The sequence below is a fragment of the Dactylosporangium sp. McL0621 genome (genome assembly GCF_049995355.1).
In the GTDB taxonomy this organism is placed as follows: domain Bacteria; phylum Actinomycetota; class Actinomycetes; order Mycobacteriales; family Micromonosporaceae; genus Dactylosporangium.
Genome location: NZ_CP188259.1, coordinates 7,934,468 through 7,954,734 on the forward strand (window position 1 = coordinate 7,934,468; position 20,267 = coordinate 7,954,734).

25 protein-coding genes and 2 pseudogenes are annotated in these 20,267 nt (G+C 75.3%); 13 read left to right on the top strand and 14 right to left on the bottom strand.

What is annotated here, in order from left to right:
* Positions 1–50: 50 nt before the first annotated feature.
* Positions 51–812, bottom strand: coding sequence for an IclR family transcriptional regulator (locus ACPPVO_RS37425; RefSeq protein ID WP_426503289.1), 762 nt, complete (start codon positions 810–812; stop codon positions 51–53).
* A gap of 53 nt (positions 813–865) precedes the next feature.
* Here ACPPVO_RS37425 and ACPPVO_RS37430 point away from each other — a divergent pair, with 53 nt between their 5' ends.
* Positions 866–1,615, top strand: coding sequence for an SDR family oxidoreductase (locus tag ACPPVO_RS37430; protein ID WP_426503290.1), 750 nt, complete (start codon positions 866–868; stop codon positions 1,613–1,615).
* Here the strand turns inward: ACPPVO_RS37430 and ACPPVO_RS37435 are convergent.
* Positions 1,612–2,466: an SRPBCC family protein gene (locus ACPPVO_RS37435; RefSeq protein WP_426503291.1), complete on the bottom strand. Its 855-nt coding sequence runs from the start codon at positions 2,464–2,466 to the stop codon at positions 1,612–1,614. The genes ACPPVO_RS37430 and ACPPVO_RS37435 overlap by 4 nt on opposite strands.
* Positions 2,463–2,795: an ArsR/SmtB family transcription factor gene (locus ACPPVO_RS37440; protein WP_426503292.1), complete on the bottom strand. Its 333-nt coding sequence runs from the start codon at positions 2,793–2,795 to the stop codon at positions 2,463–2,465. The genes ACPPVO_RS37435 and ACPPVO_RS37440 overlap by 4 nt, the downstream gene beginning before the upstream one ends.
* Before the next feature lie 80 nt (positions 2,796–2,875).
* Between ACPPVO_RS37440 and ACPPVO_RS37445 the strand changes: the two genes are divergently transcribed.
* Together ACPPVO_RS37445 and ACPPVO_RS37450 are read left to right on the top strand one after the other, a co-directional pair.
* Positions 2,876–3,031 (top strand): hypothetical protein, encoded by a 156-nt coding sequence (locus ACPPVO_RS37445; protein ID WP_426503294.1) that lies wholly within the window; start codon positions 2,876–2,878, stop codon positions 3,029–3,031.
* A 432-nt stretch (positions 3,032–3,463) separates the two neighbouring features.
* Positions 3,464–3,649, top strand: coding sequence for a DUF3073 domain-containing protein (locus ACPPVO_RS37450; RefSeq protein WP_426503295.1), 186 nt, complete (start codon positions 3,464–3,466; stop codon positions 3,647–3,649).
* 3 nt (positions 3,650–3,652) lie between these two features.
* Here the strand turns inward: ACPPVO_RS37450 and gsmA are convergent, their stop codons facing one another.
* Positions 3,653–4,312: a sporangiospore maturation cell wall hydrolase GsmA gene (gene gsmA / locus ACPPVO_RS37455; protein WP_426503296.1), complete on the bottom strand. Its 660-nt coding sequence runs from the start codon at positions 4,310–4,312 to the stop codon at positions 3,653–3,655.
* Positions 4,313–4,465: 153 nt separating this feature from the next.
* On the opposite strand from gsmA, the gene ACPPVO_RS37460 reads away from it, so the two are divergent.
* Complete coding sequence (locus ACPPVO_RS37460; RefSeq protein ID WP_426503297.1) at positions 4,466–5,833, top strand: cytochrome P450; 1,368 nt, start codon at positions 4,466–4,468, stop codon at positions 5,831–5,833.
* Here the strand turns inward: ACPPVO_RS37460 and ACPPVO_RS37465 are convergent.
* The 4 genes from ACPPVO_RS37465 to ACPPVO_RS37480 are packed head-to-tail and all read right to left on the bottom strand — an operon-like array spanning position 5,780 to position 8,026.
* Positions 5,780–6,217 (bottom strand): hypothetical protein, encoded by a 438-nt coding sequence (locus tag ACPPVO_RS37465; protein ID WP_426503298.1) that lies wholly within the window; start codon positions 6,215–6,217, stop codon positions 5,780–5,782. The two genes, ACPPVO_RS37460 and ACPPVO_RS37465, sit on opposite strands and share 54 nt — an antisense overlap.
* Before the next feature lie 20 nt (positions 6,218–6,237).
* Positions 6,238–6,636, bottom strand: a complete 399-nt coding sequence (locus tag ACPPVO_RS37470; protein ID WP_426503299.1) for an arsenate reductase ArsC — start codon at positions 6,634–6,636, stop codon at positions 6,238–6,240.
* Positions 6,633–7,355, bottom strand: coding sequence for an aquaporin (locus ACPPVO_RS37475; protein WP_426503300.1), 723 nt, complete (start codon positions 7,353–7,355; stop codon positions 6,633–6,635). The genes ACPPVO_RS37470 and ACPPVO_RS37475 overlap by 4 nt, the downstream gene beginning before the upstream one ends.
* Positions 7,352–8,026, bottom strand: coding sequence for a MarR family transcriptional regulator (locus tag ACPPVO_RS37480; RefSeq protein ID WP_426503301.1), 675 nt, complete (start codon positions 8,024–8,026; stop codon positions 7,352–7,354). The genes ACPPVO_RS37475 and ACPPVO_RS37480 overlap by 4 nt, the downstream gene beginning before the upstream one ends.
* An 88-nt stretch (positions 8,027–8,114) precedes the next feature.
* On the opposite strand from ACPPVO_RS37480, the gene ACPPVO_RS37485 reads away from it, so the two are divergent.
* Positions 8,115–8,624 (top strand): hypothetical protein, encoded by a 510-nt coding sequence (locus ACPPVO_RS37485; protein WP_426503302.1) that lies wholly within the window; start codon positions 8,115–8,117, stop codon positions 8,622–8,624.
* Between the two features lie 317 nt (positions 8,625–8,941).
* Here the strand turns inward: ACPPVO_RS37485 and ACPPVO_RS37490 are convergent, their stop codons facing one another.
* From ACPPVO_RS37490 to ACPPVO_RS37505, 4 genes are read right to left on the bottom strand one after another with little or no spacing between them, the layout of a single operon-like run.
* Positions 8,942–9,607 (bottom strand): hypothetical protein, encoded by a 666-nt coding sequence (locus ACPPVO_RS37490; protein WP_426503303.1) that lies wholly within the window; start codon positions 9,605–9,607, stop codon positions 8,942–8,944.
* Between the two features lie 27 nt (positions 9,608–9,634).
* Positions 9,635–11,014: an IS607 family element RNA-guided endonuclease TnpB gene (gene tnpB, locus ACPPVO_RS37495; protein ID WP_426502596.1), complete on the bottom strand. Its 1,380-nt coding sequence runs from the start codon at positions 11,012–11,014 to the stop codon at positions 9,635–9,637.
* Positions 11,011–11,589 (bottom strand): IS607 family transposase, encoded by a 579-nt coding sequence (locus ACPPVO_RS37500; RefSeq protein ID WP_426502595.1) that lies wholly within the window; start codon positions 11,587–11,589, stop codon positions 11,011–11,013. The genes tnpB and ACPPVO_RS37500 overlap by 4 nt, the downstream gene beginning before the upstream one ends.
* Positions 11,590–11,597: 8 nt before the next feature.
* Positions 11,598–11,978: an ArsR/SmtB family transcription factor gene (locus tag ACPPVO_RS37505; RefSeq protein WP_426503304.1), complete on the bottom strand. Its 381-nt coding sequence runs from the start codon at positions 11,976–11,978 to the stop codon at positions 11,598–11,600.
* Between the two features lie 83 nt (positions 11,979–12,061).
* On the opposite strand from ACPPVO_RS37505, the gene ACPPVO_RS37510 reads away from it, so the two are divergent.
* From ACPPVO_RS37510 to ACPPVO_RS37540, 7 genes and pseudogenes are all read left to right on the top strand, one after another.
* Positions 12,062–12,481 carry a hypothetical protein gene (locus ACPPVO_RS37510; protein ID WP_426503305.1) on the top strand — a complete coding sequence of 140 codons (420 nt, stop codon included), beginning with the start codon at positions 12,062–12,064 and terminating at the stop codon, positions 12,479–12,481.
* Complete coding sequence (locus ACPPVO_RS37515) at positions 12,478–12,837, top strand: hypothetical protein (RefSeq protein ID WP_426503306.1); 360 nt, start codon at positions 12,478–12,480, stop codon at positions 12,835–12,837. The genes ACPPVO_RS37510 and ACPPVO_RS37515 overlap by 4 nt, the downstream gene beginning before the upstream one ends.
* The gene (locus tag ACPPVO_RS37520; RefSeq protein ID WP_426503307.1) at positions 12,726–13,643 is read left to right on the top strand and encodes a M28 family peptidase; all 918 of its coding nucleotides are present in this window, start codon (positions 12,726–12,728) and stop codon (positions 13,641–13,643) included. Before ACPPVO_RS37515 ends, ACPPVO_RS37520 begins: the two co-directional genes overlap by 112 nt.
* Before the next feature lie 54 nt (positions 13,644–13,697).
* Positions 13,698–14,018: an ArsR/SmtB family transcription factor gene (locus tag ACPPVO_RS37525; protein ID WP_426514770.1), complete on the top strand. Its 321-nt coding sequence runs from the start codon at positions 13,698–13,700 to the stop codon at positions 14,016–14,018.
* Positions 14,015–14,520: pseudogene (locus ACPPVO_RS37530) on the top strand (N-acetyltransferase family protein). The gene ACPPVO_RS37525 and the pseudogene ACPPVO_RS37530 overlap by 4 nt, the downstream one beginning before the upstream one ends.
* Positions 14,521–14,610: 90 nt before the next feature.
* A pseudogene (locus ACPPVO_RS37535) lies at positions 14,611–15,405 on the top strand (flavoprotein); the annotation flags it as partial.
* Positions 15,406–15,699: 294 nt separating this feature from the next.
* Entirely contained in the window at positions 15,700–16,755 is a 1,056-nt protein-coding gene (locus ACPPVO_RS37540; protein WP_426503308.1) for a cation diffusion facilitator family transporter, read from the top strand.
* Here ACPPVO_RS37540 and ACPPVO_RS37545 read toward each other — a convergent pair.
* A complete protein-coding gene (locus ACPPVO_RS37545; RefSeq protein WP_426503309.1) occupies positions 16,734–17,618 on the bottom strand; it encodes an alpha/beta fold hydrolase in 885 nt (294 codons plus the stop codon). The two genes, ACPPVO_RS37540 and ACPPVO_RS37545, sit on opposite strands and share 22 nt — an antisense overlap.
* A 14-nt stretch (positions 17,619–17,632) precedes the next feature.
* Complete coding sequence (locus ACPPVO_RS37550) at positions 17,633–18,775, bottom strand: MFS transporter (protein ID WP_426503310.1); 1,143 nt, start codon at positions 18,773–18,775, stop codon at positions 17,633–17,635.
* Between the two features lie 47 nt (positions 18,776–18,822).
* Between ACPPVO_RS37550 and ACPPVO_RS37555 the strand changes: the two genes are divergently transcribed.
* Positions 18,823–20,241, top strand: a complete 1,419-nt coding sequence (locus ACPPVO_RS37555; protein WP_426503311.1) for a PLP-dependent aminotransferase family protein — start codon at positions 18,823–18,825, stop codon at positions 20,239–20,241.
* The last annotated feature ends 26 nt before the right edge of the window (positions 20,242–20,267 follow it).

The window sequence follows — 20,267 nt, forward strand, 5'->3', positions numbered from 1 at the left end:
GATCGGCGGCCGCGGCGGTGCGTCCGGTCCTGAGCGGCTTCCGTCGAACGTCACCGCAGGCGGGACTCGATGATCTGGGCGACGATGCGCAGGGCGTGCGCGGCGCGCGGGACGTCGAACGACTCCGCGGGGCCGGCCAGGGTGACCGCGGCAACAGGGTGGCCGGCCGCGCGAGCGGGCGTTGCGACAGGGCCGACGGCCGCGCGGACGGGTGCGGCGACGCCGATCATGCCGGGCTGGAACTCGCCGCGGTCGACGGCGTACCCGCGGCGCCGGGTCGCGCGCAGGTCCGCCGCCAGCCGGGAGCGGTCGGTGATCGTGGCGGGGGTGCGGGCGGTCAGCGGCGCGCGGCCGAGGAGGTCGTCGGCGGCCTCGGGCGGGCCGAACGCGAGCAGGGCCTTGCCCGCGCCGGTGCAGTGCGGCGGGAAACGGCCCGCGACGCGGGTGTCGAGGCGGGGCCGGCGGTGGGAGTCGACCTTGAGCAGGTAGATCACCGCGTCGCCGTCGAGGACCGCGAGCTGGGACGTCCAGCCGAAGGCGCCGTGCAGGTCGACGAGGTACGGGCGGGCCACGTCGAGCAGGCTGACCCCGGAGTCGCCGGCCAGGGTACCGAGCTCGAACAGCCGCAGGCCCAGGCGCAACCCGGCGGGCGACTCGGCGAGCAGGCGCTGCCCGAGCAGGCTCGCGACGATCCGGTTGGCCGTCGCCGGGGGCAGCCCGGTCGTGCGGGCCAGGTCGCGGCGGCTGATGGCGCCCGCGTCGGCGACGGCGTCGAGCAGCGCCAGGACCCGGCCGATCATCGTCTGACTCACTCAGTGATTCTGCCTCTCCCCCGGCGGGACCTCGGCCCGTACGGTCCAGCCCCATGCGACTCGAAGCCGTCTACGTCATCACCGGGGGCACGCGCGGGATCGGCGCGGGGGTGGCCCGCCGGCTTGCGGGGGTGCCCGGCCGGGGACTGCTGCTGGGCTACCGCGGCAACCACGAACGTGCCGAAAAGCTGGTGGCCGAGCTGGACCGGCCCGACGCCCCGGTCCGGGCCCGGCCCTGCGACGTCGCCGACCCGGCCCAGGTCGGTGCGCTGTTCGCCGCCGCGGACGCGATGGGCCCCCTCAACGGCCTGGTCAACAGCGCCGGCATCCTGGAGCGGCAGGGCCCGTTCGAGGAGATCACGGCCGAGCGCTGGGCGCGCGTCCTCGCGGTGAACGTCGTCGGGCTGGCCATGTGCTGCCGCGAGGCGGTGCTGCGGATGCGGGGCGGCGACCGGCCGGACCGGGCGATCGTCAACCTCTCGTCGAAGCAGGCGGAGCTCGGCGCGGCGGGCGAGTACGTCGACTACGCCGCGAGCAAGGCCGCCGTCGACACGCTGACCCGGGGGCTGGCGCTGGAGGTGGCCCGGTACGGCATCCGCGTCACCAGCGTGCGCCCCGGCATCATCGACACCGAGATCCATGCCGACGGCGGCGACCCGGACCGGGCCCGCCGGGTCGGGCCGCAGCAGCCGATGGGCCGGGCGGGCACCGTCGAGGACGTCGCCGGCGCCGTGGCGTGGCTGCTGTCCCCCGACGCCGCCTTCGTCACGGGCACGACGATCGACGTGACGGGCGGCCGCTAACCGTTGCTCGCGGCCGCCTCGCGGGCGACGTGGGCGATCGCGCCGCCGCCCCACTGGTCGATCGCCGGGCCGATCTCGGACTCGTCGGTGCCGTCGACCTCGAGCACGAGCCGGGCGCCGTGGCCGGTGCCGGGGCCGAGGTGCAGCCGCACCTGCGTGCCGGGCTCGCCCGCGGCGGTGTCGAACACGAAGGTCTTCGCGGTGTCGGCGGCGACGACGGTACCGAGGACCTCGCCGGGCGCGGCGAACGGGTGGAACGCCTCGCCAGCGCCGGGCGCGTCGCCGCCGCCGAAGAAGATGCTCCAGGCGCGCTCGGCCGGGCAGGTGAGCTGCCGCTCGAAGCGCACGTGCCAGCCGGCCGCGTCGCGGGTCACCTCGGGCCGGTCGAGCCCGAAGCGGCTCACGAGCTCCTCGTGCCGGGCGACCGCCCGGCCGGGCGGGGGCGGCTGGGCTCCCGCGAGTACCGCCGAAAGCGCCCGCATGCAGGTCTCCCACCCGGACGCGAAGCTGGCGGCGCCGGCCCGGTCGTCGAAGTGGTGCACGAGCGTGAAGCGGGTGCCGGCGCCCGCGGGCTCCAGGCGGAACTCGAAGCGCTGGTCGCCCCAGAGGAAGTCGAGGCGGTGCGGCGGCTCGACGGCGACGACCTCACCCTCGGAGCCGCCGTCGCCGAGGTCGCCGAAGCGGATCCGGCCGCCCGGCCGGAGGTCCATTGTCGCCCCGGTGGGGAACCACTGCGCCAGGTGCTCCGGCGTGGTCACCGCCCGCCAGACGCGCTCGATCGGATGGTCATAGGTGCGCTCCAGGTGTACCGCGGGCCGCGGCCCGGTTTCGACGAGCTCCGGATCGGTCATGGCCTCGGTTCTCCCTCTTCCTCGTCGCGCATCGAGTCCAGCCGCGCCCCGAGCCGGTCGAGGCGGCTCTCCCACATCCAGCGGTACGGCTCCAGCCACTGCGCCACCTCGGCGAGCGGCTCCGCGCGCAGCTCGTACCACCGGCGCTGCGCATCGGCACGCACGCTCACGAACCCGGCGTCGCGCAGCACGCGCAGGTGCTTCGACATGATCGGCTGACTGACCCCGAGCCCCTCGGCGAGCTCCCCGACGGACCTGGGCCCGCCGCGCAGCGCGTGAATGACGTCCCGCCGCGCGGGCAGCGCGAGCACCTCGAAGACCGACAGCACCCCTCGAACATACTCCGCACGGTATATACCGTCAATCGCACACACCGGAAACTCGATCGGGCCGCGGGCCGGGCCGGTTTATGGTCGGCGGCCTCTACGCGCGGTACTACGACATCGACTACGACGACCTGCCCGGCGACGCCGAGGCGTTCGGCGCGCTCTGCCGGCGCCGCGCGCACGGCACGGCCGGGGCCGCGAACGGCGGGTCGTGGGTCGCGCGGCCAACGGCATGGTGATCCGGACGTGGCCCGGGCCCCAGGCTCGGACGGGGTGAGGCCGGCGACGGACACCACCCGCGCCGGGTCACCGGTCAGCGCACCGTACCCAGCGCCGGCCGTGGTGCGCGGCCGGCACGCCCGGACCCGGCTGTGGCGCTCGGCCGGCACGCCCGGACCCGGCTGTGGCGCTCGGCCGGCACGCCGCGGCACGGCCGTGGGCGAGGGTGTCACCGGTCCACCTGGCCGCGACCGGTGCGGCCGCCGCGCCCGTGATCCGGGTCGGGCGGCGGTGATCATCCGGCCACGTTCGGTGCATGACCGGCCGTACATTTCGGGGCGGGGTATACGTGTGCCGAGATCACAACGAACCGGCTCGCCCGCGTCGCGGCGGCGCGCTATCGTATCGGGCACGAATGGACTTCCAACACTTGTGCGCATGGGGGGCGACTCATGGGACGCGGACGGGCCAAGGCCAAGCAGGCGAAGATCGCGCGGGATCTGAAATACCTCAGCCCGCCGACCGACTTCGCGGCGCTGCAGCACGAGCTGCGCGGCGAGCCGCACTCGGTCGCGCGGCCGGTGGAGGACACCGCCGACTGGTCCGACGACGGCGACCTCCCGGGACGTCACCCGTAGGAGCTAGGCCGGCAGGTCGTACTGGTACAGGTTGTACTTGACCATCACGCCGGTCAGCTTGACCGTGTACTGCGGGTCGGTGGCGTAGCCCGCCTTGTGCATCTCGGCCACGAAGCGGTTCGGGTCGTTCCCGTACTGGAAGGCGACGCTGTAGCGGGCCAGCGAGGCCAGCGTGTACCCGTGGTCGCGGAACGAGTCCGCGGCGCCGCCGTACATCCGGAACGACGCCGTGGCGGAGAAGCACGCCCCGGCCGCGGTGCACTCGCTCGTGGCGTGGCTGCGACAGCCGAGCGCGTACTTACCCTGCCCGTTGCACTTCATGCCGAAGAAGTTCTTGTCCACAGTGGACAGGGCGCTCTTGCCCCAGCCGGACTCGAGGATCGCCTGGGCCAGCGTCACCGACACCGGCACGCCGTGCTCGCGGCGGCTCTGCTGGGCGCCCGGCACCGCGGCCGCGATGAACTCGTCCTGGCCCATGGTGCCGTTCGGCTCGGGCAGGATCACGGGCGGCGCGCCCGCCTGACGGCAGTCGGGGCCGTGCGAGCGGCACGAGAACAGCGGGACGTCGGCCTGCGCGGCCGTGGCGAGACCGGCCCCCACGGCCAGCGAGACGAGCGTCGCCGCGAGGGCGGTGGCGAGCGTACGCCGGATTCCGGGGAACATGGGCGACTCCTGTCGGACGGCTGGTGATCGGCTCCACCAACCGTCGGACAGGCGCGGCGCACCGCAGTTCGCGCGACAGTGCAGGGCGGTTGCGCGCGATCCGGCCGGTTACCCGATGGCGCCGGAGTGTCACGCTGGGCCACAGTGGTCCGTGTGACGGGCGGGCTGTTCGACATGTCGCTGCGCGTGGACGCGCCCGGGCCGCGCGGGGTCGCGGTCGCCAACAACCTGCAGTTCCTCGCCCGGACGCCGCGGTACCTGCTGAGCCGCATCGAGCGCCACACGGGCCGGAGCGTGGTGCCGGTCACCGACCGCAACGGCTCCGTGCTCGTGCTGCGCGGGCGGGAGGCGACCCGCCAGCTGCTCACCGACAACGAGACGTTCCAGCGGCCGCCGGGCGCCTTCGCGGTGCCGCCGGGCCGGCCCTGGTCGGGCATGTTCGACGCGGTCATCACCGCCAACGGCGCCGAGCACACGCGCCGGCGCCGGCTCGTGATGCCGGCCGTGCACCGCACCGCCGTGCAGCGGTACACCGAAATCTTCACCCGGACGTTCGCACAGTCCCGGTTCGCGACCGCGGAAACCGGGAGATTCGACGCGAAGGCCGAGTTTCTGCGCATCTCGCAGGCGAACCTGCTGCGCTGCCTGCTCGGCCTGGAGCCGACCCCCGAGCTCGCCGCGCAGGCCGGCGTCATCGTGCGGCTGGGCGGCGACGCGCTCAGCCTCGGCGTGCTCGCCCTGCGCCGCGAGGTGCCCGGCACCCCGTACGCGCGCTGGCTGCGGCGGGTCGCGTGGGCGTACGAGCGGCTCGCCACGCTGATCGAGCAGCGCCGCGGCGAGGAGCCCCGCGCCGACGCCCTGTCGATCCTGTGCCACACCCGCGACGAGTCCGGCGACCGGCTCAGCACCGAGGAGATCGTGGGCGAGCTGCACGGGTTCTTCGCCGCGGGCTTCGAGACGACCGCGATGACGATGACTGTCGTGCTGCTCGGCCTGATCGCGAGCCCCGATCCGGACCGCGCGGAGCGCGCCGACCCGAGCGGGCCGGACGGGCTGGACGCGGCGGTGCGGGAGGCGCAGCGGGTCATGCCGGTGGTACCGGTCACCCTCCCCCGGCACACCACGCGCCCGGTGGCCGTCGACGGCACGGAGCTCCCCGCCGGTGCGCTCGTGTTCGCCTCACCGCTGCTGGAGCACCGCGATCCCGAGGTGTACCCCGAGCCGCGCCGCTACCGGCCGAGCCGCTGGACGGACGCACCGCTGCGGCCGTACACCTTCCTGCCCTTCGGCATGGGCCCGCGGCGCTGTCTCGGCGCGGAGTTCGCCGACGCGCAGGTGCGCACGACGCTCGGGCTCATCGCCGAGCGGGGGCTGCCGTCGCTGGTGAGCACGGAGATCGGGTACGGCACCGTGAACGGGGTGGTGGCCGGGCCGCCGCGCCCGGTCGTGGTCGACCCCGCCCGCCCTTCAGCCGGCCCCGCGCGCATCTCCGGTGGCATCACCCGGGTCTGGGGCGGGTAGCGGCTCGATCGCCATGAGGCGCCGGCGGCGTTCCGCGTTGCCGAGGTTGGTGACCGGCAGCCCGGTGCGCCGGATGGCGATGCGCACGGCCAGGTCGAGGTCGGCGCCGAGCCCGAGGAGGAGCTCGGCGCAGGCCTGCTGGTAGCGGTACTCCCCGCCGACGAACGCGGCCGCGCTGTGCGCGAGGATGAGCCGCCGCCGCCCGGGGTGGTGCGGCTCCAGCTCGGCGGCGATGGCGTCGCGGCCCTCGGCGAGGCTGTGCCCGCCGCGCAGCGTGCAGTTCTCGGCGACCCCGGTGATCAGGGCGACGGCGAGCCGCTCGTCGCGGTGCAGGCGTTCGACACGCAGTTCGTCCGAGAGCATGAGCAGCAGTTTCGCACACATGTACGGATCTTCGCAGCGCCTCAGAGCAGGCTTGTCAGCAGCTTCTCGACCCGGGCGCGGATCTCGTCGCGGATCGCCCGGACGGCCTCGATGTCCTGCCCCGCGGGGTCGTCCAGCCGCCAGTCCTCGTAGCGCTTGCCGGGGAAGACCGGACACACGTCGCCGCACCCCATGGTGATGAGCACGTCGGAGGACTCGGCGGTGTCCCGGTCCAGTTTGCGGGGGGTGTTCGCGGTGATGTCGATGCCGGTCTCGCGCATCGCCGCGACCGCGACCGGGTTGATCCGGTCCGCCGGTTCACTGCCGGCCGAGCGGACCTCGACGGCGTCGCCCGCGAGGTGACGCAGCCAGCCGGCGGCCATCTGGGAGCGGCCGGCGTTGTGCACGCACACGAACAGGACGCTGGGCCGGGTGGTCATCGAGGGATTCCTCCGAACTCGTGGGCGGCTACGACGACGGCGGCGGACGGGTACAGCGCCCGGAGCAGCCCGACGCCGACGGCGAGGCCGGCGAGCTGGGCGGCGACGAACCCGGGCACCGACCCGGGGGCGATGCCGGCGAAGGTGTCGGTGAAGGCGCGGCCGATCGTGACGGCCGGGTTGGCGAAGCTGGTGCTGCTGGTGAACCAGTAGGCGGCGCCGATGTACGCGCCCACGGCGGCCGGGGCCACCGCGGCCCGGCCCGAGCGGGCCAGGGCGAAGACGAGCAGCAGCAGCCCGGCCGTGGCGACGACCTCGCCGAGCCACAGGGGGCCGCCGGTGCGGTCCCGGGCGGAGAAGGCGACCGCGGGCCGCCCGAACATCAGGTCCGCCAGGATCGCGCCGCCGATGGCGCCGAGGGTCTGCGCGAGGACGTACCCGCCCAGGTCCCGGGCGGCCAGTCCGGTGCCCGCGCGCCGCCCGAGGAACCAGTCCGCGGCCGACACAACGGGGTTGAAGTGGGCGCCGGAGACGGGGCCGAAGGTGAGGATGAGCGCGCCGAGCGCCAATGCGGTGGCGACCGAGTTCTCCAGCAGCCGCAGGCCGGCGTCGCCGGGGCTGAGCGTGGCGGCCATGATGCCGGAGCCGACGACGGCGGTGACGAGCAGCCCGGTGCCGACGAACTCGGCGAGCAGGCGCCGCCACAGGACCGGGTTCACGCGGTGACCGCGGGCGCGAGGCGGGCGATACGGCCGGCGAGATCGGCGTAGGCGGCCTCGAACGCGGCGTCGGTGTCGGCCCGCGCCGGGTCCGGCACCGACCAGTGCAGCCGCGGGCGCACGGGCGCACCCGGCCCGGCGAGATCCTCGTGGGCGTTGTCGCAGACCGCGACCACCAGGTCGCCGTCGTGCACGACGTCGGCGACGTGCGCGGGCCCGGCCGGGTCGAGCGTGAGGCCGTGCCGATGGGCGACCTGCACGGCCCGCGGATGTACCCGCGGCGCCGGATGGGTGCCGGCCGACGCGACCGGCCCGCCGACCCGGTCCCGCCACAGCGCCGCGGCCAGCTGCGAGCGGGCGGAGTTGTGCGTGCACACGAACACCACCCGATCCGCCCGGTCGAGGCCCGGCGGGGCGAGGGCGGCGAGGACCTCGGGGACGAGCCGCAGGTAGGTGCGGCGCCGGTCGCCCTCCGACCGGGCCCGGGTCACCAGGCCGGCGTCCTGGAGCACCTTGACGTGGTGCGCCACGAGGTTGGTCGGCAGCCCCAGCGCCAGACCGACCTCGCCCGGCGAGGCATCACCCAGCACCAGCGAGTCGACGATGGCGAGGCGGGCCGGCTCCCCGAGCGCGGCGTACACCCGGGCACGCTGAATCAGGTCGTCATCCATTGACTCAAAATTAGCTGAGCTATCCCGCCCGGGTCAAATGCCGTAGCCTGGCTATATGTAGCTGCGCTACTTGTCTACGGAGGCGGCGATGTTCGTCTGGGTGCTGGCGGTGCACGTGCTCGCGGGGCTCACCTGTGTCGTGTCGGCCACCGGGGCGAGCCTGGCCCGGAAACGGGCTGGCGCGCACCCGGGGTGGGGCCGGGTGTACCTGGGGGCGCTCGCGGTCGTCACCGGCAGCGCGATCGCCATGACGGCGCTGCGGTGGCCGGCCGACGTCCACCTGGCGGCGATCGCGGTGGTCGCGGCCGGGCTGGCCGGCTTCGGCTGGCGGGCGCGGCGCCGGCACCGGCCGGGCTGGGCGGCGCGGCACGCGATCGGGCTCGGCGGTTCGTTCGCCGCGCTCCTGACCGGGTTCTACGTCGACAACGGCCCGCGGCTGCCGGTGTGGGACCGGCTGCCGCACGCGACGTACTGGCTGCTGCCGCCGGTCGTGGCCGCCGTGCTGATCCGGCGGGCGTTGCACCGCTTCACCGCCGGTGCGGGCCCGCGCCCGCCCGCAGCCGCGCCACCCGCCGCCAGGCCGGCACCGCCGCAATGAGCCGTGCCGCTCGGGACGGCCGCCGGCGGCGTTGCCCACCGGTCACGCCAACCACTGCCGGCCGTGCCGCCGCTCCCGACCTTGCCCACCGCCGCTCCCGACCGCCACCGCTCCCGACCTTGCCCACCGCCGCTCCCGACCGCCACCGCTCCCGACCTTGCCCACGGCCGCTCCCGACCGCCGCCGCTCCCGACCGCCGCCGCTCCCGACCTTGCCCACGGCCGCTCCCGACCTTGCCCACGGCCGCTCCCGACCGCCGCCGCTCCCGACCTTGCCCACCGCCGCGATGAGCCACGGCCGCTCCCGACCGCCACCGCTCAGGCCGCGGCCGCCCGCAGCCGGGCCAACCGCCGCCAGGCCAGTGCCGCCGCGACGAGCCGCAGCCCGCTCGCGGTGGCCGCCGCGGAGGTTGCCCAGCCGGCCGGCCCGGTGCCCGCCACTGCGGCCAGCAGCAACACATCTCCGGCGACGCAGCCGGCGACGGCGAACTGAGCGGTGACCGCGCCGAGGCGGTGCAGGCGGTGCCCGAACCGCCGGCCGGCGGCCACCGACACCGCCGCCGCCGGTACGACCAGGGCCAGCACCACCGGGTAGGCGGGGACGGCGGTGAGGGCGGCGTAGACGCGGTCCGGCCACGACGACCCGGTGACGGGCGCGGCGAGGACCCACAGCAGCCCGGCGAGCGGCCCGCCGCAGAGCAGGCCGAGCCCGGTCCGCTGGGCCGACTCGATGAGCAGCTCGCCGGCGAAGGCACGGGCGACGACGGCCGGTGGGCCGAACTCAGCCAGCGCCGCCGTGGTCGCCTCGGCCACCGCGGTCGGTGCGGCCGGTGCGGTGCTGCGGGTGAGGCGCGCCTCGACCGCGCAGGCCAGGCCGTCGGCCAGCTCGGCCCGGATCGCCGCTCGCGTCCGTCGCCCGGCCGGCAGCGCGCCCGTCACCTCGTCGAGGTAGGCGGCGATGCGGTCCGGCGCGGACTGGCCCATGTCTGTCGATGTTACGACCGTTACCTTTCAGTGTGCTTTAGCAAGCACACGATCAGTAGTCCTGCCTTGCGGCGGGACGGTCCCGGTCTGACCGGCTGATGCCGTGCCGGGTTGACGTTTCGCAGCCACCTGCCCGCGTACGCGGGTCTTCTGGTCGGCTCCACGTCCAGCCGCCGGGCCACTCCCGGCGGTGTCGAATTCAGCCGCGAGCGCGGCTAGGTTCAGGGCGGCGTTGCGGTCCCGGTCGATGACCAGACCGCACGCCTCACAGCAAAATTCACGCTCCGCCAGGGACAGCTTGGATTTCACTGTGCCGCAACCAGAGCAGGTTTTCGACGACGGGTACCAACGGTCGGCGATCAGAAGACGCCCACCGTTCCAGTCGGTTTTGTACGCCAGTTGGCGGCGGATCTCGGCGAAGCCGGCGTCGGTGATGTGCCGAGCCAGCTTGCGGTTGGCGAGCATGCCTGTGACGTTGAGGTCTTCGACCACGACCGTGCCGTGCTCGCGTGCCAGCCGGGTGGTGAGCTTGTGCAGGCCGTCGCGGCGCAGGTTCGCCACCCGGGCATGGGCGCGGCCGAGCCGGGCCGCTGCGCGTTCCCACCGTTTCGACGGCCGCCGCCCGATGCGTCGGTCCGGCCCGGTCTTGCGGGACAGCGCCCGGCCGAGTGCCCGCATCTGCTGCTGCGCGGTCACGAGGTGTCGGGGATTGTCGACGAGTTCGCCCGTCGACAACACCGCAAGGTGTTTGATTCCGACGTCCACGCCGACCACGGAATCCTGCGGGGCCGGGCGGCGTTCGGCGTGTTCGACCTCGACGGTGAACGACACGTGCCAGCGTCCGCCGTCACGCCGCGCCGTGGCGGACATGATCCGGGCGGTGCCATTGTCGAGGCGACGGGCGAGTTTGCGGGCGGACTCGTGCAGCTTCAGCCGACCCAGCCGGGGCAGGACCACATGCGTCCGGTCCGGCTCGACCCGGATCGCGCCGGTCGTGAACCGCACGCTGGGTGTGGTGCGCCGACGGGACTTGAACCGGGGAAAACCGACCGGCCGTCCGGCGCGCTTGCCGCTGCGGGAGTCGGCCCAGTTCTTCAAGCCGCGCGCGAGGGCGTCCAGGCCGGTGTTGAACGCTTCTTTGGACACCTCGGTCCACCACGGCGCAGCATCGGACTTCGCGGCGTTCCACGCCTTACGCAGCCCGGCAAGCGACCACGACAGCGACGGTGTCAACAGTTCGTCCGGCACACCGTACGAGCGTTCGGCCGTGCGCTGCTCCATCACCGCCTTGACCTTCGCGAGTGCCCAGTTGTGGGCAACCCGGGCAGCTCCGGTATGCGCCAGCAAGTCGCGTTCCTGGCTCGGGGTGAGGTCGAGCGCGAATCGGTACGCCTGGATCGTCTTCACGTCGGGTCCTCGGCTGACGCTTCGACGGCCCGGCGTGCCCGGCTGGCTGCGGCCCGGCGGCCGTAGAGCCGGGCGCACAACGACGTCAGGATCTCGGTCACGTCGCGGACCAGGTCGTCATCGACCTCGGCCGGATCGACCACGAGCAGGCGACGGCCCTGCGCCGCCAAGGCGGCTTCGACGTACTCAGCGCCGAAGCGGGCGAACCGGTCACGGTGCTCGACCACGATGGTCGACACCGCCGGGTCGCGCAGCAGGGCGAGGAACTTCTTGCGGTGCCCGTTGAGCGCTGACCCGACCTCGGTCACCACCCGATCCACGGCGAGTTTCTGGCCGGTGACCCAGACGGTCACCCGGGCGACCTGCCGGTCCAGGTCCGGCTTCTGGTCTGCCGAGGACACTCGGGCATACACCACGGTCTGTCCGATACCGGTGGTCGCGCCGGTCAGCGGCTCGCCCACCATGATCAGCCTGCCAAGACGGTACGCGGGAACGGGCAGCGTTCCGGACTCGTAACGCCGACGTGCTGTCGCGTACGAGATACCCGTGGCCGCTGCCCATTCCTTCAAGTTCACACCGACAACTATAGTCGACTACTGAGCACTACTGGCGACTGACACGCAAGCAGCGCAAGCCCCGCGCCGGGCGTCTCCACGCTCAACAGCGCACCGAGCCGGTGCAGCAGGCCGGCGTCGGCGCGGTAGTACACCCAGGTTCCGCGCCGGGCGGCGGTGACCAGGCCCGCCTCGCGCAGGGTACGTAAGTGGTGCGAGACGGTCGGGCCGGACACGTCGAACGCCGGCGTCAAGTCGCACACGCAGATCTCGCCGCTCCCGGCCGACGCGATCATCGACAGGAGTCGCAGCCGGACCGGGTCGCCGAGCGCCTTGAAGGCCGGTGCGAGCGCCGCCGCCGTGTCCGCCGGCAGCCGCCGCTCCGCCAAGGGCGCGAGCTGTTTCGACATTTCTCTAGGTTGACAGATGTCGAAACAGGGTGCAACTGTTGATTAGACCGATGTCGAGACAACCTCACGAAAGCGACGAGACCATGAGTGAGACCCACGCCCCCGGCGGCTTCGCCGGTGACCCCGCCGCCGCGCTCGCCGTCGCCGCGACGGGCGGCTGCTGCGGCAACCCGCCCGCCGCCACCGCACCCCTCGCGCCCGCCATCGCCGCGACGGGCGGCTGCTGCGGCAACCCGCCCGTGGCCACCGCACCCGCCGCACCCACACCGGCGGCCGCCGCGCCGGTGGCCGCGCCCGCCGCGGCCACCGCACCCGCCGCGGCCACCGCACCCGCCGCGGCCACCGCACCCGCCACGGCCACCGCACCCGCCACGGCCATCGCACCCGCCGCGGCCGGTGCGCCCTGCTGCGGTACCGCCGCCGAAGCCGACGCCGAGAACTCCTGCTGCGGCAGCGCGGCGAAGGCCGACACGGTCGCCGCCGGCCAGGGCTGCTGCGCATGAAGACCCAGGAACGGGTGTCGGGCGAGCGGATGGCCGCGACGGTCGCGGCCCTGGCCGGTGCGGCGTTCACGGGCCGGCGCGTCGGCAGCGCGGGTGGCGCCGCGGCGCGCGCCTGGCTGGCCGAGCGGCTCGCCGAGGCGGGCGCCGAGGTGACGGTGGAGCCGTTCGTGGTACCGCACCTGCCCGACGTCTACGCGACGCCCGCCGCGCAGTGGTCCGGGGAGCTCTGGCGTTCGGCCGGCAGGTGGGGGTACACCTGGCGTCGGCCGACGAACCGTCGACCCGGCGCGGCCCGGTCGCGGTCGCCGGGGCGGGCGATCCGTCCGGGCGCTGGCTCGTCGTGCCGGGCGGGATGACCCTGGCCGAGGCCCACGGCCACGCCCGGGGCGCGCTCGGCCTGCTGCCGGGGCGGGGCGTCGACGCGGACGGCTGGCAGTACACGATGCTCGCCGGGCCGGGCCCCGGTCCGCTGCCCGTGCTCACCCTCGACCCCGCCACGCACGCCGCCGTCCTGCGCGCCGCGAGCGCCGGCACCGGCGTCTTCGCCGGCAACGCGCCGATCCGGCGGATCGACGTGCCCGCCGGGAACCTCCACGGCCGGTGGCGCCCCGCGGCGGGCGGCCCCGACGTGCTGCTGACGGCCCACTTCGACGGCGTCGGCGACCATCCCGGGATGCGCCAGCCGGGCGCGGCGGACAACGGCAGCGGCGTCGCCGTCGTGCTCGAGGCCGCGGCCGTCCTCGCCGAGGCGCTGCCGGAGACGGCCGGGCTGGCGGTGGCGCTGCTCGACGGGGAGGAGGCCGGGGCGCTCGGCTCGGCCCACCACGCCGCCGCGCTGCGCGCCGCCGGGGAGCGCCCGCTCGTCATCAACGTCGACGGCGCCGGTCACCTGCACGAGGCGGCCGCGGTCGAGGCCGGCGGCCCGGCGCACGCGCTGCTCGCCGCGCTCGACCAGGCCGGGCGGCACACCGGGCTGCCCCTGGTGGCCGGGCCGGTCGCCTCGGACAACCGCCGGTACGCCGCCGCGGGGCTCGCCGCGGTCGGCATCGGCGCCGGGATGGCCGGGTACCACAGCCCGGCCGACACCCCGGACCGCGTCGAGCCGGCGACCCTGGCCGCGATCGCCCGGCTGGTGGTGGCGACGGTGATGCTGCTCGGTTAGTCTTCATCGTAGATCGGCGATGAACGATGATGGCGGTGGTGAACGGTGACCGAGATGCTCGCCCGGGCTACGGCGGAGGAGTACGCGTCGTGGTTCCGCGCGCTGGCGGACCCGTCGCGGGTGCAGATCGTGGAGTACCTGGCCCGGCAGGGGCGGCCGATGAGCGTCGGCGAGCTCGTGGCCGCGGCCGGGCTCGCCCAGTCGACGGTGTCGCAGCACCTGAAGATCCTCGCCGAGGTCCGGTTCGTCCTCGCCGAGGCGGTCGGCAACGCCCGGCACTACCGCATCAACGAACGCTGCATCGCCTGCTTCCCGTCCGCCGCCGACGTCGTGATGGGCCGGCCCGCACCCACCCCGACCGGAGGCTGCGCATGAGCACCGCGACGATCCGCCCGATGGCGCCGGCCGACGCCGGTCCGGTCCTGGCGATCTGCCAGGCCGGGATCGACGGCGGCAACGCCAGCTTCGAGGACACCGCCCCGGGCTGGGCCGCCTTCGACCGCGCCAAGCTGCCCGCGCACCGCCTCGTCGCGACCGGCGGCTCCGGGGCCGTGCTCGGCTGGGTCGCCGTGTCCCGCATCTCGGCCCGCGCGGTGTACGCGGGCGTGGTCGAGCACTCCGTCTACGTCGCCCCGGCCGCGCAGGGCCACGGCGTGGGGCGGGCACTGCTCGACGCGCTCATCGCCTCCACCGAGGCGGCCGGCGTCTGGACGATCCAGTCCGGGTGTTCCCGGAGAACGCCGCCAGCCTCGCCCTGCACCACGCCGCCGGCTTCCGTACCGTCGGCGTCCGCGAACGCGTCGGCCGCCACATGTCCCAGGGCGGCCGGTGGCGCGACGTGGTGTTCATCGAGCGCCGCAGTCCGCACATCACCTGACATCTCCCGAGATTGGCCACCCATATGTCCATGCACCTGCCGGTCGTCGTCATCGGCGCCGGGCCCGTCGGCCTGGCCGCCGCCGCACACCTGGGCGCGGCCGGCCTCCCGGCCGACGGCGAGCACGCCGCCGCCGCGTTCGTCGAGCCGGCGCTGCCGGACGTGCTCGGCGCCGACCGGGAGCGGTTCGCCGGCCGGCGCACGCTCGTCGTCGGGGCCGGGCACTCGGCCGCGAACACGCTCCTCTTCCTGGCCGAGCTCGCCGCCGGGGCGCCCGGCACGTCGGTGGTGTGGGCGGTCCGCTCGGCGAGCGCCGCACGGACCTACGGCGGCGAGAGCTCCGACGCCCTGCCGGCCCGCGGCGCGATCGGCACCCGCCTGCGCGAGCACGTCGAGGCGGGCACCGTCGAACTGGTCACCGGCTTCGCCGTCCGGGCCCTGACCCCGGCCGCCGGCGGCCGGGTCGCGGCGACGGACGGGAGCCGGGAGATCGTCGCCGACCGGATCGTGGCCGCGACCGGCTTCCGGCCCGACCACACCATCGCCAGCGAGCTGCGCCTCGACCTGGACCCGGTCCTCGGCGCCACCCGGGCCCTGGCCCCGCTCATCGACCCGGACGTGCACTCCTGCGGCACGGTCCCGCCGCACGGCGTCGACGAGCTCACCCACCCCGAGCCCGGGTACTACGCGGTGGGCGCGAAGTCCTACGGCCGGGCGCCGACCTTCCTGCTGGCCACCGGCTACGAGCAGGCCCGCTCCGTGGTCGCCGCGCTCGCCGGCGACTGGGCCGCCGCCCGCGACGTGCGGCTCGAGCTGCCCCAGACCGGCGTGTGCAGCAGCAACGTCCTCCTGACCATCGGGGCCGGCGACGCCTGCTGCGGCTGACCGCCGCGACATGGGCACCGGGTGGCGGATCGTCGCCGCGCTCGCCGGCCTCCTCAACACCCCGGTCACCCTGGCCAGGCCGCCGCCCCGCCGGCCGCCGCCACGCTCGCCGCCCGCGCCGGATACGGGGCCGCGCTCGCGGCCGTCGGCGGCGCCTGCGCACTCGCCGCGATCGGCATCCTCGCCCACGCCGGCCGCCTTGCCGGCCCGCCCTACCGTGCCAGGAGGTACGCTGCCAACATATGCGGGGTTGCGCATGAATCGGGCCGACGAGGAGCCGACGAGGAGCCGACGATGAGTCACGACCACGAGCATGACCACGACCACGAGGACGACCACGATCACGGCCATGACCACGCCGGGCACGAGCACGCCGGGCACGGTCAGGCCGGACACAGCCACGGGGTCTCGGCCGACGCCGACCGCCGCTGGCTGAGCCTGGCGCTCGGGCTCATCGGGGTGTTCATGGCCGGCGAGGTCGTGATCGGGCTCGTCGCGCGGTCGCTGGCCCTGCTGTCGGACGCCGCGCACATGCTCACCGACGCCGGCGCGATCGTGCTGGCCCTGGTCGCGATGCGGCTGGCGGCCCGCCCGCCGAAGGGCGGCTACACCTTCGGGCTCAAGCGCGCCGAGATCCTGTCGGCGCAGGCCAACGGGCTGACCATGCTGATCCTGGGGGTGGTGCTGGGCGTCGAGGCGGTCCGGCGGCTGATCCACCCGCCGGCGGTGACCGGCGGGCTGGTCCTGGTGACCGCGCTGGCCGGGATCGCGGTGAACCTGGCCGCGGCCTGGGCGATGTCGCGGGCGAACCGCTCCAGCCTCAACGTCGAGGGCGCCTTCCAGCACGTGCTCAACGACCTGTACGGCTTCGTCGCCACCGCCGTGGCCGGGGCCGTGATCGTGACGACGGGGTTCACCCGGGCCGACCCGATCGCCACGCTGATCGTCGTCGCGCTCATGCTCAAGGCGGGGCTGGCGCTGGTCCACGCGTCCGGGCGGATCTTCCTGGAGGCGGCCCCGGCCGGGATCGAGCCGGCCGCGCTCGGCGCCCGGCTCGCCGGCCTGCCCGACGTGGTCGAGGTACACGACCTGCACGTCTGGGAGATCACGTCCGGGCAGCCGGCGCTGTCGGCGCACGTGCTCGTCGCCGAGGGCCGCGACTGCCACGCGGTGCGGCACGCCATCGAGCAGCTGGTGCGGCGGGAGTACCGCATCACGCACAGCACGCTGCAGGTCGACCACGCCGACACGGACCCCACGGCGTCGACCGGGTACGAGATCAGCCTGGACGGGCCGGACCCGCACTGCGCCGACTCGCACGGCGTGTCCTACCGGCCGGCGGCCGGCTGAACCGGTGGTCGCGATGCCCCTGGTCCGCGCGCCACCGCGGCGCGCAGGGCCGCCCGGAACCGTCCGGGCGCCTCCAGCCACGGGTGGTGCCCGGCGTCCGGGATGATGTCGACGGTACAGCCGAGCCGGTTCGCCAGGCGCCGCAGCGCCCCGGCCGGACGGCTGTCCCCGGCGCCGCCGATGATCGTCGCGCCCGGCGGCAGCAGCTCGCGCAGCTCGTCGAGGCGGCCCTCGAGCGGGTCGGCCCGCTTCGCGGCGTTGAGCTGGCGGTTCATGGCGTAGTTGACGGGCCGCAGGGCGCGGGCGGCGGCGAGCGCCCACTCCCAGGCGCGGGCGCGGTCGGCGTGGTCGGTGCACCACGACAGCGCCAGGTACTCGATCTCCTCGGCCTCGCCGCGCACCTCGATCGCGTCGAGCTCCTCGAGGCGGGCCTGCTGCCGCCCGCTGCGCCGCGCCCGCTGCGCCGCCCGGTCGGCGTCCCGCCACGGCTCCGTGAAGGGGCCGGCGAGCTGGACCAGCCCGGCCACGCGCCCGGGGTGGGCGAGCAGGAAGTGGCCGGCCAGGTCGGTGCCGAACGAGTGCCCCACCAGCACGACGCGCTCGTGCCCCCAGGCGTCGAGCAGCCGGGCCAGGTCGCGCATGTGCCGGGCGATCGTGTGCTCGCCCGCCCACGGCGACCCGCCGGTGCCGCGCTGGTCGTACCGGTGGACCGCGCACAGGTCGTCGATGAGGCCGGCGACGGGGGCGAGGTAGTCGGGGAGCCCGGGCCCGCCGTGGAGCATGACCACGGCGGGCTTCCCGGCACCGGAGGTCCACGTGCGCAGCCGCACCCGGTCATCCATCGCGATCATGGTCTCGGCCATGGGCGTCAGCGTAGTCAGGCGGCGCGACGGTCGCGGCGGATGAGCGGCAGGGCCGGCAGCATCAGGGCGGCGGTCAGCAGGAACGTCGCCGGGTAGCCGGCGGTGCCCACGATCAGGCCCGCGGCCAGCGCGCCCGCGGCCATGCCGAGGTCGTACGCGGTGTTCCAGATGGCGCTCACCGTGTTCTCGCCGCCGGCCGGGACGCGGTTGAACATCAGGGTCAGGGTCGCGTTCTGCAGCACCCCGAAGCCGGCGCCCAGCAGCAGGGAGCCCGTGAGCAGCGCGGCCGGGCTGGCGGTCAGGGCGAGCGCCGCGGTGCCGGTCGCGGCCAGCAGCAGGCCCGGCAGCAGCAGGCCGCCCGGGCCGCGGCGGTCGCCCACCCGGCCCGCGAACCAGCGGGCGGCCGTCGCGGCGGCGGGCTGCAGGAGCAGGGCCGCCGGGGCCACCCACGCGGGCAGGTCGGCCGCGGCCAGCGGGAGGTACGTCACGATCACGCCCACCGCCGTCGTCGACGCCGCGAAGATCAGGGCCGGGCGGGTCAGGGCGGGGCTGCGCAGGCCGGCCAGCATGCCGTGGTGGCCGCCCGGGCTCGAGCCGCCGCGCGGCAGGCCCGGCACCGACAGCAGCGCCAGCAGCGTGCACGCGGCGGTCGCCACGAACACCGGGCCGAAGCCCCACCGGCCCGCCGCCCAGACGCCCAGCGGGAGGGCGAGCAGGCTCGTCACGCCGCTCACCAGGCCGATCAGGGCCAGGCCCTCGCCGCGCCGCCCGGCCGGGATCAGCGTCGCGGTCAGGGCGCCGCCGGCCACGGTACACACGGCGAACCCGGCTCCGCGGACCAGGCTCACGGCGATGATCGACCACGGCGAGGCGTCGAAGGCGAGCACCACCGTCGGGGCGCCGAGCAGGAACAGGCCCAGGGCCAGCGACCAGCGGTACCCGAGGCGGGCCACCAGCTGCGGCGTCACCAGCTCGACGGCCACGGTCGCCACGAGCAGGGCGACGGTGGCCAGGCCCGCGCCGCGCGAGGAGTGCGCCAGCATCGGCACCACGGACAGGGGCAGGTAGAAGCCGATCGCGGAGCCGGCGATCGAGGCCAGGCGCAGCAGCAGCGGACGGGTGAGGAGGCGGGTGCGGGGAGCGGTGTCGAGGGCCATGACCAGAACGTTAGGGAGTAACCGGCTCACTGATAAGGTCCAGTTTCATGCCTGTCGAGTGGGCCGGTTTCGGGCCGGAGCTGTTGGTGACGATCGATCGGGGCGGCGCCGCCGGGCTGCGCACGCAGCTGGAGGACGCGCTGCGCGAGGCGATCCGCACCGGACGCCTCGCCGGCGAGGAGAAGCTGCCGTCGTCGCGCGAGCTGGCCCGGGCGCTGCGGCTCTCCCGCGGCCTGGTCCAGGACTGCTACGCGCAGCTGCAGGCCGAGGGGTACCTCACCAGCCGCCCCGGCTCGGCCACCCGCGTCGCGACCGGCGCCACCGCGCACGGAACGCCGCCGCCGGCGCACCGGGCCGATCCGCCGGCCCCGCCGCCGGCGGTCGCCGACTTCCGCACCGGCGTGCCCGATCTCGGGCTCGTCCCCCGCGACGACTGGGCCTGGGCGGTCCGCGAGGCCTGCCGCACCATGCCCAACGCCGCCTTCGACTACGGCGACGCGACCGGCCAGCCGCGCCTGCGCGAGGTCCTGGCCGCGTACCTGACGCGCGTCCGGGCGGTCGCCGCGGCCCCGGACGACCTGGTCGTCTGCGCCGGCATGGCCCAGGCCCTGTCGCTGATCCTGCCCGTGCTGCGGCGGGCCGGCATCGAGGCCCTGGCCGTGGAGAACCCGGGCCCAGGCGCGTCGACGGCCGAGCAGGCGGACGCCTCCGGGATGCGGGTCGTACCCGTCCCGGTCGACGCGGACGGCCTCGACCCCGGCGGCCTGCGCGACGCCCGCGCGGTCCTCGTCACCCCGGCCCACCAGTGGCCGACCGGCGTCGTGCTGTCCGGCCCGCGGCGGCAGGAGCTCATCGCGTGGGCCCGCGACCGCGACGGGTTCATCCTCGAGGACGACTACGACGCCGAGTTCCGCTACGACCGCGACCCGGTCGGCTCCCTGCAGGGCCTGGCCCCGGACCGTGTCATCTCCCTCGGTACCGTCAGCAAGTCCCTCGCGCCCGCCCTGCGCCTGGGCTGGATCGTCGCCCCCGAGCGCCTGCGCCCCGGCCTGGCCCACGCCAAGCGGCTCACCGACCGCGGCAGCCCGGCCATCGACCAGCTGGCCCTGGCCGCGCTCATGGAGTCGGGCCGCTACGACCGCCACCTGCGCCGAGTCCGCGCCGAGTACGCCGCCCGCCGCGCCGTGCTCATCCGCGCCCTCGCGGAGCACGCCCCGCACCTGCCGGTCACCGGCCTGGCCGCCGGCTTCCACGCGGTCGTCACGCTGCCCGCCGGCGCCGACGAGACGGCGCTGATCGAGCGGGCCCGGGAGCGCGGCGTCGGCCTGTACAGCCACGCGGGCCTGTGGCGCGGCCCCCGACCGGCCCGCCCGCGCCTCGTCCTGGGCTTCGGCAACACCTCGCAGCGCGCGATCGGGGCCGGCATCGCGGCGATCGCCGACCTTCTCCAGGGCCCGGGTGATTGACAAAATCTTCTTTTACGTAAAGACTG

Coding starts and splice junctions, on each gene's coding strand:
- ACPPVO_RS37430 (WP_426503290.1), top strand. CDS start 866: ATGCGACTCGAAGCCGTCTACGTCATCACCGGGGGCACGCGCGGGATC.
- ACPPVO_RS37435 (WP_426503291.1), bottom strand. CDS start 2,466: ATGACCGATCCGGAGCTCGTCGAAACCGGGCCGCGGCCCGCGGTACAC.
- ACPPVO_RS37445 (WP_426503294.1), top strand. CDS start 2,876: ATGGTCGGCGGCCTCTACGCGCGGTACTACGACATCGACTACGACGAC.
- ACPPVO_RS37450 (WP_426503295.1), top strand. CDS start 3,464: ATGGGACGCGGACGGGCCAAGGCCAAGCAGGCGAAGATCGCGCGGGAT.
- gsmA (WP_426503296.1), bottom strand. CDS start 4,312: ATGTTCCCCGGAATCCGGCGTACGCTCGCCACCGCCCTCGCGGCGACG.
- ACPPVO_RS37465 (WP_426503298.1), bottom strand. CDS start 6,217: ATGTGTGCGAAACTGCTGCTCATGCTCTCGGACGAACTGCGTGTCGAA.
- ACPPVO_RS37470 (WP_426503299.1), bottom strand. CDS start 6,636: ATGACCACCCGGCCCAGCGTCCTGTTCGTGTGCGTGCACAACGCCGGC.
- ACPPVO_RS37480 (WP_426503301.1), bottom strand. CDS start 8,026: ATGGATGACGACCTGATTCAGCGTGCCCGGGTGTACGCCGCGCTCGGG.
- ACPPVO_RS37485 (WP_426503302.1), top strand. CDS start 8,115: ATGTTCGTCTGGGTGCTGGCGGTGCACGTGCTCGCGGGGCTCACCTGT.
- ACPPVO_RS37490 (WP_426503303.1), bottom strand. CDS start 9,607: ATGGGCCAGTCCGCGCCGGACCGCATCGCCGCCTACCTCGACGAGGTG.
- ACPPVO_RS37505 (WP_426503304.1), bottom strand. CDS start 11,978: ATGTCGAAACAGCTCGCGCCCTTGGCGGAGCGGCGGCTGCCGGCGGAC.
- ACPPVO_RS37510 (WP_426503305.1), top strand. CDS start 12,062: ATGAGTGAGACCCACGCCCCCGGCGGCTTCGCCGGTGACCCCGCCGCC.
- ACPPVO_RS37515 (WP_426503306.1), top strand. CDS start 12,478: ATGAAGACCCAGGAACGGGTGTCGGGCGAGCGGATGGCCGCGACGGTC.
- ACPPVO_RS37525 (WP_426514770.1), top strand. CDS start 13,698: ATGCTCGCCCGGGCTACGGCGGAGGAGTACGCGTCGTGGTTCCGCGCG.
- ACPPVO_RS37540 (WP_426503308.1), top strand. CDS start 15,700: ATGAGTCACGACCACGAGCATGACCACGACCACGAGGACGACCACGAT.
- ACPPVO_RS37545 (WP_426503309.1), bottom strand. CDS start 17,618: ATGGCCGAGACCATGATCGCGATGGATGACCGGGTGCGGCTGCGCACG.
- ACPPVO_RS37550 (WP_426503310.1), bottom strand. CDS start 18,775: ATGGCCCTCGACACCGCTCCCCGCACCCGCCTCCTCACCCGTCCGCTG.
- ACPPVO_RS37555 (WP_426503311.1), top strand. CDS start 18,823: ATGCCTGTCGAGTGGGCCGGTTTCGGGCCGGAGCTGTTGGTGACGATC.